This is a genomic window from Bacillus testis, from assembly GCF_001243895.1.
Taxonomy (GTDB): domain Bacteria; phylum Bacillota; class Bacilli; order Bacillales; family DSM-1321; genus Bacillus_AD; species Bacillus_AD testis.
Map to the genome: position 1 here is coordinate 3,848,403 of NZ_LN851186.1, position 13,129 is coordinate 3,861,531.

At 44.7% G+C, this 13,129-nt stretch carries 12 protein-coding genes; all 12 read right to left on the reverse strand.

Annotated features, from left to right (window positions below; all coding sequences use genetic code 11):
- Positions 1-8: 8 nt before the first annotated feature.
- The 12 genes from atpD to BN1765_RS19025 all read right to left on the reverse strand — a co-directional run bounded on the left by atpD (position 9) and on the right by BN1765_RS19025 (position 12,790).
- A complete protein-coding gene (gene atpD / locus BN1765_RS18970; RefSeq protein WP_050616588.1) occupies positions 9-1,406 on the reverse strand; it encodes a F0F1 ATP synthase subunit beta in 1,398 nt (465 codons plus the stop codon).
- 86 nt (positions 1,407-1,492) lie between these two features.
- Positions 1,493-2,350, reverse strand: a complete 858-nt coding sequence (locus tag BN1765_RS18975; protein ID WP_050616589.1) for a F0F1 ATP synthase subunit gamma — start codon at positions 2,348-2,350, stop codon at positions 1,493-1,495.
- Between the two features lie 36 nt (positions 2,351-2,386).
- Positions 2,387-3,895: a F0F1 ATP synthase subunit alpha gene (gene atpA, locus BN1765_RS18980; RefSeq protein ID WP_050616590.1), complete on the reverse strand. Its 1,509-nt coding sequence runs from the start codon at positions 3,893-3,895 to the stop codon at positions 2,387-2,389.
- 24 nt (positions 3,896-3,919) lie between these two features.
- Positions 3,920-4,456, reverse strand: coding sequence for a F0F1 ATP synthase subunit delta (locus BN1765_RS18985; RefSeq protein ID WP_050616591.1), 537 nt, complete (start codon positions 4,454-4,456; stop codon positions 3,920-3,922).
- Positions 4,453-4,974, reverse strand: a complete 522-nt coding sequence (gene atpF, locus BN1765_RS18990; RefSeq protein WP_050616592.1) for a F0F1 ATP synthase subunit B — start codon at positions 4,972-4,974, stop codon at positions 4,453-4,455. Before atpF ends, BN1765_RS18985 begins: the two co-directional genes overlap by 4 nt.
- A gap of 171 nt (positions 4,975-5,145) precedes the next feature.
- Positions 5,146-5,358: a F0F1 ATP synthase subunit C gene (gene atpE, locus BN1765_RS18995; protein WP_050616593.1), complete on the reverse strand. Its 213-nt coding sequence runs from the start codon at positions 5,356-5,358 to the stop codon at positions 5,146-5,148.
- 59 nt (positions 5,359-5,417) lie between these two features.
- Entirely contained in the window at positions 5,418-6,128 is a 711-nt protein-coding gene (atpB, locus tag BN1765_RS19000; RefSeq protein ID WP_050616594.1) for a F0F1 ATP synthase subunit A, read from the reverse strand.
- 6 nt (positions 6,129-6,134) lie between these two features.
- Positions 6,135-6,521 carry an ATP synthase subunit I gene (locus BN1765_RS19005; RefSeq protein ID WP_050616595.1) on the reverse strand — a complete coding sequence of 129 codons (387 nt, stop codon included), beginning with the start codon at positions 6,519-6,521 and terminating at the stop codon, positions 6,135-6,137.
- A gap of 445 nt (positions 6,522-6,966) precedes the next feature.
- Positions 6,967-9,186, reverse strand: coding sequence for a S8 family serine peptidase (locus BN1765_RS19010; protein WP_069203111.1), 2,220 nt, complete (start codon positions 9,184-9,186; stop codon positions 6,967-6,969).
- A 129-nt stretch (positions 9,187-9,315) separates the two neighbouring features.
- The gene (wecB, locus tag BN1765_RS19015) at positions 9,316-10,467 is read right to left on the reverse strand and encodes a non-hydrolyzing UDP-N-acetylglucosamine 2-epimerase (protein ID WP_050616597.1); all 1,152 of its coding nucleotides are present in this window, start codon (positions 10,465-10,467) and stop codon (positions 9,316-9,318) included.
- Between the two features lie 18 nt (positions 10,468-10,485).
- Entirely contained in the window at positions 10,486-11,115 is a 630-nt protein-coding gene (gene upp, locus BN1765_RS19020; protein ID WP_050616598.1) for a uracil phosphoribosyltransferase, read from the reverse strand.
- A gap of 433 nt (positions 11,116-11,548) precedes the next feature.
- Positions 11,549-12,790 (reverse strand): serine hydroxymethyltransferase, encoded by a 1,242-nt coding sequence (locus BN1765_RS19025; protein ID WP_050616599.1) that lies wholly within the window; start codon positions 12,788-12,790, stop codon positions 11,549-11,551.
- Positions 12,791-13,129: the final 339 nt, after the last annotated feature.

Sequence of the window (13,129 nt, forward strand, 5' to 3'; positions counted from 1 at the left end):
TCCCTGAATTAAGCCATTGATTTTGCTTTTTCAACAACTTCTTCGATGCGTCCAACCAAACGGAATGCATCTTCTGGCAGATCATCATACTTACCTTCCAGAATTTCTTTGAAACCACTTACTGTTTCTTTTACAGGAACATATGAACCTGGTTGGCCAGTAAACTGTTCAGCTACGTGGAAGTTTTGTGATAAGAAGTTTTGAACACGACGCGCACGTCCAACGATCAACTTATCTTCTTCAGATAATTCATCCATACCAAGGATGGCGATGATATCTTGAAGTTCTTTATAGCGTTGAAGCATTTGTTGTACATCACGGGCAACCTTATAGTGCTCTTCGCCGACAATCTCTGGAGAAAGCGCACGGGAAGTGGAAGCAAGTGGATCCACCGCTGGATAGATACCCATTTCTGATAGTTTACGCTCAAGGTTAGTTGTAGCATCCAAGTGGGCGAATGTTGTAGCCGGCGCCGGATCGGTATAGTCATCGGCTGGTACATAGATCGCTTGGATGGATGTAACAGAACCTTTATTTGTAGATGTGATACGCTCTTGCAATTGGCCCATTTCTGTAGCCAATGTCGGTTGGTAACCAACGGCAGATGGCATACGGCCAAGCAACGCGGATACCTCGGAACCAGCTTGAGTGAATCGGAAAATGTTATCGATAAAGAACAGCACGTCTTGTCCTTCTTCATCACGGAAGAATTCTGCCATTGTCAAACCTGTCAAGGCAACACGCATACGTGCGCCAGGCGGCTCGTTCATTTGGCCGAAGACCATTGCTGTTTTCTTGATAACGCCTGAATCGCTCATTTCATAGTACAAGTCATTTCCTTCACGAGTACGTTCACCAACACCCGCGAATACGGAAATACCGCCATGCTCTTGCGCGATATTGTTGATCAATTCCTGGATCAATACAGTTTTACCTACACCAGCACCACCGAACAGACCGATCTTACCACCTTTGATATATGGTGCAAGCAAGTCAACGACCTTGATTCCTGTTTCTAGGATTTCCACCTGTGTGGAAAGCTGTTCAAATGTCGGTGCCTGTCTGTGGATTGGATCTCTGCGCACACTCTCAGGCAGCGGTTTATCCAAATCTATATTTTCGCCTAAAACGTTGAATACACGTCCTAAAGTGACATCTCCTACAGGGACAGAAATAGGAGCACCTGTATCCTCAACCTCAGCACCACGAGTTAGTCCATCTGTTGAAGACATGGCAACAGTACGAACTGTATCGTCACCTAAATGAAGGGCTACTTCAAGTGTAATTGTGTCTCCAGTTGATGCATTGACAACTTTCAATGCATTGTACATTTCAGGAAGCTGGCCATTGCCGAACTTCACGTCAACAACTGGACCCATAACTTGGGTAATATGTCCTTTATTCATCGTTTTCCCTCCTATCATAACTTTTACAACAATCGATGACAGGGGAACGAGAAGAAATTTGTTCTTCTCTTCCTCCTGTGCATCTTCTATTCTAATGCAGCTGCTCCACCGACGATTTCGGTGATTTCTTGTGTGATTGCTGCTTGTCGTGCACGGTTATAAACCAACGATAAGCCGTTGATCAATTCTGTAGCATTATCTGTAGCGCTTCTCATCGCTGTCATACGGGCTGCATGCTCACTGGCTTTGCCGTCAAGCAATGCTCCGTAAATCAAACTTTCCGCATATTGAGGAAGCAATACTTCCAAAATTTCTTCCGGTGAAGGTTCGAATTCATAAGAAGTCATTTTCTCATTCGTCGCTATATCAGCAAGAGGAAGCAATTTTTTCGTAGTGACTTCCTGCTGGATTGCGCTGATAAAATGATTGTAGTACAGATACAGTTCATCCAGTGTGCCATCAGCGAACATTCCTACAGCTTGCTTAGTGATGCTGCGGATATCCTCAAAGTTCGGATGGTCGGACACGCCAAGGATTTCCAGCACGATATTCATTTTGCGCGCTTTGAAGAAATCCCTACCAACACGGCCGATTACAATGATTGCATACTCATCTTCAGACTTATGGCGTTGCTTAATCGCTTGAAAGACGTGACGCAGGACGCTGCTGTTATAAGCTCCAGCCAGGCCGCGGTCAGAAGTGATCACGACGTAACCCGTCTTTTTCACTGGGCGGCTCACCAGCATTGGATGCGATCCGTTGCCACTTCCCAAAGCGACACTGGCAACCACCTCTTGAATCTTTTCCATGTATGGAACAAATGATTTTGCATTAGATTCCGCACGGCTCAATTTAGAGGCAGAGACCATTTCCATAGCTTTTGTGATCTGGCTCGTTTTCTTCGTTGAAGTGATTCGAGACTTAATATCGCGTAAAGATGCCATTCTTTCTCACCACCCTTTTTCCATTAGTTAAAGATCTTATGCAGAAACAGCGAATGTCTTCTTGAAAGCAGTGATGGCATCTACCATATCTTTGTCTTCAGGAAGGTTTCCTGTTGTGCGGATAACATCCAACAATGGTTGGTGGTTTTGGTCTAACCAGCTTAAGAACTCTGCCTCGAAGCGGCGGATATCTTCAACTGGAATATCATCTAAGAATCCACGAGTCAATGCATATAGAATCATGACTTGCTTTTCAACTTTTAGCGGTTTATTTAAATCCTGTTTCAATACTTCTACTGTACGCGCACCGCGATTCAATTTATCCTGAGTCGCTTTGTCCAAATCTGAACCGAACTGGGAGAATGCTTCCAACTCACGGAATGAAGCAAGGTCAAGACGCAGTGTACCTGCTACCTTTTTCATCGCTTTGATCTGAGCGGAACCCCCTACCCGTGATACGGAAAGACCGGCATTGATCGCTGGACGGACACCAGAGAAGAATAGGTCGGATTGTAAGAAGATTTGTCCATCTGTGATGGAGATAACGTTTGTTGGGATATAAGCAGAGATATCGCCTGCTTGCGTCTCTACGAAAGGCAAGGCAGTGATAGAACCTGCTCCGTGAGCATCGCTCAATTTCGCAGCGCGCTCCAATAGGCGTGAGTGCAAGTAGAATACATCCCCTGGGAATGCTTCACGGCCTGGAGGACGGCGAAGCAGCAAGGACAGCTCACGGTAAGCGGCAGCTTGTTTAGAAAGATCATCATAAACGATCAATACATGCTTGCCGTTGAACATGAATTCTTCGGCCATGGATACACCTGCATAAGGAGCAAGGTACAGCAATGGAGCCGGCTGTGATGCAGAAGCAGTCACGACGATAGAGTATTCCAACGCGCCGTTTTTGCGAAGCGTTTCTACTGTAGAACGGACAGTTGATTCTTTTTGTCCGATTGCCACGTAGATACAGATCATATTTTGGTCTTTTTGGTTAAGAATTGTATCGATGGCTACGCTTGTTTTACCCGTTTGGCGGTCACCGATGATCAATTCACGCTGTCCGCGGCCGATCGGCACAAGGGCATCGATCGCTTTGATACCTGTTTGCAATGGTTCATGGACAGATTTACGGTCCATAACGCCTGTTGCTGGACTTTCAATTGGACGAGTTTTTGTTGCATTGATCGGGCCAAGACCATCTACTGGTTGTCCCAATGGATTTACGACGCGGCCAATCAATTCTTCTCCTACAGGAACTTCCATGATGCGTCCTGTACGGCGAACTTCATCGCCTTCGCGAATCCCTTTTGTAGGTCCTAAGATAACAAGACCTACGTTGTTTTCATCAAGGTTTTGGGCAAGGCCCAATACACCATTCGAAAATTCAACTAGCTCTCCTGCCATTACATTATCTAGACCATGAACACGTGCGATACCGTCACCAACCTGGATGACAGTTCCTACATCGCTTACTTCAATCTCTGACTGATAGTTCTCAATTTGCTTTTTTATCAGCGCACTGATTTCTTCAGCTTTAATGCCCATGAAATTCACCCCTATCTACGATTGTTAATTTAATAGTTGTTTTTCCAAGCGTTCAAGCTTGCCGCTGATGCTGCCATCATATATGCGGTTTCCGATACGTAGCTTGATGCCGCCGATTAACTCCGGATTAACGATATTATCTATGTGTAAAGATTTCTTTCCAATTTTAGCTGCAAAAACGCTTGAAATGGATTCTCGTTCTGCATCTGTCAGCGGGCGTGTCGTATAAACGGCTGCTTCAGCAACGGATTTCTCCTCGTTCACCAGCTCGATTACATGCGCCGCCATCGGTGCGATTTCCTCCACACGATCGCGATCCAGCATCAAATTGATGGTGTTTCGAAAATCCTGCGATGTGGTAGAGAAAGCATCAGATAGAAGTTGTTTCTTTTGTTCCTTTGTAATCTTTGGATTGCCAAGAAAACTTAAGAAATCATGATTGGAAGAAAACACTTCTTTGACTGCGCGGGCTTCCTCCTGGATGCTATCGATCATGCCCTTTTCTTTGGCAATTTCAAACAGAGCAGCGCCATAGCGATTCGCTATAATTGTATTGCTCATTGTTTATCTCCTGCCTCTTGAAGATACTCATTGATTAACTTCTCTTGATCTGCTTCATTCAGTTCTTTCTCAATGACTTTAGAAGCTATAAGCACAGATAAAGAAGCCACTTGCTCGCGAAGAGCTGTGACAGCTTTTTCCTTCTCGGCAACGATTTCGAGTTTGGCACTATCTTTAATGCGTTCCGCTTCTGTACGAGCAGCGGTCACGATTTCTTCACGTTGGATATCGCCTTGTTTTCTGGCGTTCTCAATCAATGATTGTGCTTCCACACGGGATTGTTTCAAAAGTTCACGCTGTTCTTCCACATAGCGGCTTGCTTCAGCGCGTGTTTTCTCAGCCTCATCGATTTGGGATGCGACATGTGCTTCACGCTCTTTCATCATGTTCACAAGGGGTTTCCATGCGAACTTCTTAAGTAATGCTAACAAGACAATGAAACATAACAATTGGAATATGATATCCCCGCCATTGAAGTGCGGAGTTGCTGCTCCAAGAACTAGATCCGTTGTTAACACGTTTGGTTCACTCCTTTCAAAGAGTTATTCACGTATGATATCGTAACATTCATTTACTGAATTCTAATTTTCTGCTCTAAGGCCCTTGATCAAAGGCCAGTGACTCTGAAAACAATAAAGGAAGGCGAAGTCTATTGGTATCAGCTTCGCCATTGTACCTTTAACAAACAATTATCTACCGATAACCATGAACGCAATAACTGTCGCGATGATTGGAAGTACCTCTACTAGACCAACACCGATGAACATTGTTGTTTGAAGCGTACCGCGAAGTTCTGGTTGACGCGCGATCCCTTCGATTGTACGAGAGATCAGCAAACCATTACCGATACCTGCACCTACTGCCCCTAAACCGATTGCGATTGCAGCTGCTATAAGACCCATGTTAAAAATCCTCCTAGAATTGATTTAATGTTTAAAATTTTTTACATCATTGTATATAATTAATGGTCATCGCTCACTTTGTGAGACATATAAACCATTGTTAACTGAACGAAAATAAACGCTTGGATTCCACCAACGAAAATAGAGAACCCTTGCCAAGCAACCATCGGAATGAATGCACCGATTGTGCCGAAACCAACTGGTATCGCCAAACCTGCCAACAAGCCCAATAAAATTTCACCTGCATAGATGTTTCCGTATAGCCGGAGGCCTAACGTCAATGGGTTTGCGAATTCTTCCATAAGCTTAATTGGAAGCAATAATGGCATTGGTTGTACATAACTTTTGGCATAGTTGCCGAAGCCTCTCATGCGTATACCATAATAATGGGTTAACGCTAAGACCATTACTGATAGTGATAATGTGACTGCCGGGTCAGCTGTAGGCGATTTCCACCATAGCTCATGCCCATATGTGACACTGAATGGCAGACCTAGCATATTTGAAATAAATATGTACATGATCAGCGTCATGCCCAACATTAGAAAGCGGGCGCCAGTCTTCCAGTCCATGGAACTGTTGATGATATTCTTCACGAAATCTAAAACCCATTCAATGAGATTCTGCTTCCCTGTAGGCTTAAGCTTCAAATTTCGAGTGGCAATGAATGCAACCAAAAAAGTGATTACACTAGCTATTAGTATCATCATGCAATTTGCCAGGTTAAAATGCAGGCCGGCAAATTCTTTGATAGGAGCACTGTGATTCACGAGTATTCACCTCTCTTCCTCGTAATTGACTTTAGTTTCATGGATAATGAAAATTATAATTATGACAACTGTCGCTGTCACTAATCCCAATACTGTGCCGATGATGCTTATTTGCTCAGGATAACGCAAAGCAATCAACGTGGCTAGAATGGCCGATGCATACCTGGAAGCACTTCCGACAGAGCGGGCTTTTTTCCCCATAGCGGCAACCTCGCCGATTTTTATGGATCGTCTGGCAAGCAGCCATAAGTTGAATAACCCCACGGTTGTTCCCAAAATCAATCCGGCAAAAACAGCCTGATAGTTCGTGAAACCCCAGCCTAACACATACAGAGCTAATAGATAGAGTATGTACTTTAGCTGCCTTTTAAACATATATTGTATATCTGGCATATTCTTCAATCTTCTCCCCGGTTATCGTCTTTTGAAGGTTATACTTTGGACCCAAAAGCCTCACGTGCCACTTTCAAAAGGATGCACATAATAAAAATAGCATCTCGGCTGCAATATCAAATTTGACTACTTTCACCGAAAACGCCTACCTATCAGTACATATTACCTATCGTTCGAGACATTGAAAGAAGCAAGAACACCGTAAAGCCAACAACTTCTTCACGCTATCTTGCAGTATGAAAAGGCATTCATTTACCAAAGTTGCCAACATGGGTAAGTTAGAAAAAAGGTTGTACAAAATTTTTAGAATACCCTATCAATTTATACCCTAAGTAATAATACAATAGCAGATATAGGTTGTCAATGAAAGGATGTAGAAATTTGCCATATTCCCAAGGGTTTCGCCGCTAAGTTCATAAAACGCTCAAAATGAAAGCGTTCCTTTTTACCGGATCAGAATGTATTTATAAAACTCATCCCTGCGGCCGTCTTTCTCCAACAGAACGGCAGCCCGGTACAAGCCCTTTTGGAAGGAAGCCTTCTGTCTGATTTCCCTTTCAACCAGGCCTTTCGGCACCTTATATGCCCGGTCCAAAAAACCGGCAAAACGGAAGGTGTCATAGTCATACAACGCAATGCTCAATTCATCGGCACCCGATGGCAGGTACATTTCATAACGGTAGACGCCCTTCTGCTGCAAACCGCTGAAATGGAAGCCCATCATGCGCGGGTGCCCCGGCTCCTCATTCATGTACAGGTACGGGATATGCAGGCGTTTGGTGTTCTCGTACAGTTCTAAATATCCATCATATATCCCCTGTTTCAATTCCTCTGGATGCACTGTTAATCCTAGCACAATTTTTTTCTTTTCTTTCGGCCGCAATGTGAACTTTCTGGGAAGATGCCAGTCCAGCCCCGATTGGACAGGAGGAAGTGTAAAGGAATAATGCTTCGTCACCGGAGATCCGTTTTCAATTGTGATTGTTTGTTCGTGTTCACCCGAATTATATGTACGATTGAACAGCCCAAATGTTACGGAGCTTGGATAGAGAAATGTATCAGCACGGACTGCCTCATCGATCTGGATGCGCCCCGCTCCCTGCTCGTAGGTCTTGTACCTTTTTCCCTCTTCATTTTTCAGGATCTTTGCAGTTGTCATAATGGCCGACTTAATCTGATGCGGCTTCCAATCAGGATGTGCCTGTTTCAGTAGAGCGGCTGCTCCTGTTATATGGGGAGCTGCCATACTTGTCCCTTGCAGGAGCAAGTACCCGTCCGGCACAGTACTGTCAATATCTATTCCTGGGGCTACCACATCAGGCTTTATCTCCCAGTTGACTGTAACAGGCCCGCGCGAGCTGAAATCAGCAATCAAATCCTGCTTAACTCGAAAAACGGTGTTAATGGCAAGCGCTTCCTTTATGTGGCTTTTCAGCCATAGTCCATCTTCCCTGCTAATGGAAACGGCTGGTATGCCTGTGTTCTTCACGGTTCCACCCACAAAACTCCCTTTGTCGTTATTGTAGATAATCACACCTAACGCACCGTAACGTTCTGCTTGCCTCACCTTTTCGTATAGCGTTTTCTTGCCTCTTTGAATAAGAGCTATTTTTCCTTTAGCGTGGCGGAGTTCCTTTCCATCTCCATCTTTGCCATCGACGAGCGCAAAGCTTGACCGATCCTCCCATACAGCGGCACCCAAAATCTGTTGCAACGGAATTTCTCTCCTTGTACTACCCAATCCGGCCAACAAATAGGGCCGATGGGAAGGCGGAGAGGAAGCGCCTACAGAAATCGCTTTCGAAGCAGTGCCGGGAGATCCGACAGACCAGACGTCCGGACCAGAATTACCCGATGAAACAACCGCAGTGATCCCATAGCCGACCGCCGCGTTCAATGCTTCCGCCACCGGCAGATCAGGCGCATTGACAGGACTGCCCAAGGACAGATTGATGATGTCCATTTTATCTTTGATGGCCATCTCGATGGCTGTTATGACACTTTCTGTATCTCCTGATCCTCCGGGTCCCAAAGCCCGATATGCATACAGTTCGACATCCGGAGCCACACCCATTTTCTTTCCGTTGGCAGCGATTACGCCGGCCACATGTGTGCCATGGAGCGTCGCTCTTTCAGAAGAACCTTTGGTCTCCATCGGATCATTATCCAGGTCGATTGCATCCCTTCCCCCTTTATAGGCCCTGCTCAAATCCGGGTGATTGTAATCAATCCCTGTATCTATGACGCCTACCTTTACACCCTTGCCCGTCAGCCTTTGGTTCTTGGTATCGTACATTCCTCTGACCGTGTCCGTTCCGATAAAAGGGACACTATCAGCAGCGGCATGGCGATAGGTCGTAACATCATATAGGTTATTTCCCTGTTTAAGCCGTTTTCTCAATGCCAAGAGGGCGGAACGGCTTCCTTCTATTGAAAATCCCCGGATGGAAGCGTGGTATTCCCGGCGAATATGCAACCCGGGAAACTGCTTCACCTGCTCCATTATTGCTTGCCTGTCATTTTCGGAATGGTACATCACAATCATGACAGTTGACTTGCCTGTACCTTTTTTCCGATATTCTTGATAAGCTCCCGCCTCATCAGGTTTATATGCCCAAACTGTAATAAGAACGCATATTAATAGAAGAAACTTATTTTTGCCCATATTATCCCTCCCATTTTTATCTTGTTCCTTTTGTTTGAATCTATGCATCATCACCCGGCCGCCTTTTAGATGATCGAAACAAAAGAAAAAGCACCGTCCACGGATGAACGGTGCTTAAAAAATGGTTTCTTATTTCACTGGATTATATGGCTTTGGCGCTTCTTCTGTTTGTTTGAAGTAGTAACGGATCGCTTCGGCAATTCGCTTCGATGCATGGCCGTCGCCGTATGGATTGGCCGCATGTGCCATAGCTTCATATGCTTCTTTGTTAGTAAGCAATTCTTTCGCCATACTGTATATCGTTTCTTCTTCTGTTCCGGCCAGTTTAAGCGTACCAGCCTCAATCCCTTCCGGACGTTCGGTTGTATCACGCAAAACAAGCACAGGTACAGCCAAGGACGGTGCCTCTTCCTGAACGCCGCCTGAATCTGTCAGAATCAAATGCGCACGGGATGCGAAGTTATGGAAGTCATACACATCCAATGGTTCGATCAACTGGATACGCGGATCATTCCCCAGTACTTCATCGGCAATTTCCCGGACTACCGGATTTAAGTGTACCGGATAAACGACTTGGACATCATCATGTTCATCGACCAAACGCTTCACAGCGCGGAACATATTGCGCATCGGTTCGCCGAGGTTTTCACGGCGGTGGGCAGTCAGCAAGATCAGGCGGTCATCCCCAAGCTTGTCCAACACCGGATGGCTGTATTCTTCTTTGACAGTGGTAGATAAGGCATCAATCGCCGTGTTTCCGGTAATGAAGATGCTATCTTCCTTTTTATTCTCATCCAATAAGTTCTGTGCCGCTTTTGGCGTTGGCGCGAAATGCAGGTCTGCCATAACGCCGGTCAATTGACGGTTCATTTCCTCAGGGAATGGAGAATATTTATTCCAAGTACGCAGGCCTGCTTCTACATGGCCTACTACAATTTGATTATAAAAGGCTGCCAATGCCGCGATGAAAGTAGTCGTAGTATCCCCATGAACAAGGACAATGTCAGGCTTCACTTCTTTCATGACTTTGTCCAATCCTTCCAAGCCGCGGGTCGTCACGTCAATTAACGTTTGGCGGTCCTTCATTATGTTCAGATCGTGATCAGGTTGAATCGAGAAAATTTCCAACACTTGATCCAGCATTTGGCGGTGTTGAGCAGTTACGGTTACGATTGATTCAAAATGCTGTGATTGATTTTGAAGTTCTAAGACTAGTGGTGCCATTTTGATAGCTTCAGGTCTTGTCCCGAAGATTGTCATTACCTTTATGCGCTGGCTCATGTTTATCCCCTTTTCCTCTTATTTAGTGCCGAATAGACGGTCTCCTGCATCTCCCAATCCAGGGACGATATATCCTTTTTCATTCAGCTTTTCATCAAGTGCAGCGATGTAGATATCCACATCAGGATGCGCTTCCTTCAAAGCGTCCACACCTTCTGGAGCAGCAATCAAGCACATGAATTTAATGTTCTTGCCGCCTCGTTTTTTCAATGAATTGATCGCTTCGATCGCAGAACCGCCTGTTGCAAGCATCGGGTCTACTACGATAAAATCTCTTTCTTCAATGTCGCTTGGCAGCTTCACGTAATATTCAACAGGTTTCAACGTTTTAGGATCTCTGTATAGACCGATATGTCCCACTTTTGCAGCAGGAATCAGCTTAAGGATGCCATCCACCATTCCAATGCCTGCACGCAGGATTGGCACGATGCCTAATTTTTTCCCTGAAAGTATTTTGGATTTAGACACTTCTACAGGTGTCTCTACATCCACTTCTTCCAATGGAAGATCGCGGGTGATTTCGAATGCCATCAATGTGGCAACTTCGTCAACTAGTTCACGGAATTCTTTTGTTCCAGTCGCTTTATCGCGAATGTATGTTAGTTTGTGCTGAATTAATGGGTGATCGAATACATAAACCTTAGTCATGAAGGATCGCTCCTTTTCTTATTTTAGATTCTTAGGAAATCGCACACTTCTGTTCATTCTACATTAAAAAGCCTGTATGTAGCAATACACTTGCTAAAGTGTCGCTAAGATGACAATGCTTCAACGTCATTATACCCCGGATGTCCCGCTCTTCTGTACGGTATATTTTTTTCTCTCTTTTTTGGAAATAAAAATAATCCTTTTCACTTTTAAAAATGATCATTTCTCTCTTCTCTATTTCAAATGGTCATCTTAGGTACGGTATATTTTTTGTGCGGCCGGTCATCTTAGGTACGGTATATTTTCGAAAGGAATACTATACTTTTTTAATACGGACACCTTTACCCCTTTTGGCAAAAGGCCTGCCTTCCATGCCCTCTTTCCTGCACAAGAAAAAGACCGCCAACATGATGGCAGTCTCTTGTCTATTTCATTAAAGGGATGGATACAGCTCATATTTGCCAGATAAAGCTTCCACCCGTTTTTTGGCTTGTGATTGGCTTTCTTGGTCTTCTGGGTTTTTCAACGCAAGTGAAATAATGGCCGCAATTTCATCCATATCTTCTTCTGTAAAGCCCCGTGTTGTAACAGCAGCTGTCCCAATCCGGATTCCGCTTGTGACGAATGGGCTCTCAGGGTCGAATGGAATAGTGTTCTTATTGACGGTGATGCCGACTTCATCCAAAATATGCTCTGCCGCTTTGCCTGTTAGGTTAACCGTACGAACATCCACCAATAATAGATGGTTATCCGTTCCATCTGATACCAACTGGAAACCTTCTTTTTTCAGCGCATCCGCCAAACGTTTTGCATTTGTGACGATTTTAGCCGCATAGTCTTTGAAAGAAGGCGCAAGCACTTCACCTAATGCAACCGCTTTGGCTGCAATGACATGCATCAATGGGCCGCCTTGGATACCAGGGAAGATAGATTTGTCGATTTTTTTAGCATATTCTTCTTTGCACAGAATCATGCCGCCACGAGGGCCCCGTAACGTTTTATGCGTAGTCGTTGTCACAAAATCAGCATAAGGCACTGGATTTGGATGCAATCCAGCGGCAACAAGTCCGGCAATATGGGCCATGTCCACCATTAGATATGCCCCTACTTCATCTGCGATTTCACGAAATTTCTGGAAGTCGATTTCACGGGGATAAGCGCTGGCACCTGCGACGATTAGCTTCGGCTTATGTTCTTTTGCCTTCTGCAATACATCCTCATAGTTGATTAAGTGGGTGTCTTCATCCACGCCATAGTCAACAAAATGATAAAGCACACCGCTGAAGTTCACCGGGCTTCCATGTGTTAAATGGCCGCCGTGCGACAAGTTCATGCCAAGCACCGTATCGCCAGGCTCCAGAATAGTAAAGTAGACAGCCATATTTGCCTGGGCGCCGGAATGGGGCTGGACATTGGCATGGTCTGCTCCAAAAATCTCTTTGGCGCGGTCTCTGGCCAAATCCTCCACTACATCCACATGCTCACAGCCGCCATAATAACGCTTGCCAGGGTAGCCTTCCGCATATTTATTGGTCAGAACGGATCCTTGAGCTTCCATGACTGCCTCGCTTACAAAGTTCTCGGAAGCGATCAATTCAATTTTTGTTCTCTGTCTCTTCAATTCATTTTGAATTACTTCAAACACTTGCCGGTCTTGCTCTTGTACATGTTTCATTGCCATCCTCCTTAAATCGCTTGCCATTATCGGCTATGACCTGTCAGTATTCTAACACTCTGCTATAGGGCATCATATAGCTTTCCACCGATTGTTTCCCCGAATTTTCTGTCTACATGAATGTCCAGCAAATTATAACAGTCTATTTTTTTGAAAATTCTACTATATTCTAACATGTTCACTTTCATGTTGGTAGTATATTGGCGTAATCCTATTATATAACTTTCATTCTAAAATAACGAACTTTTTATGATAGAAATCTAATAATGTTCGTATTTTCATCATTACCTGACAACAAATCTACTTTTCACTAACTGATTTTTTTAAAAAGGCAGTGCC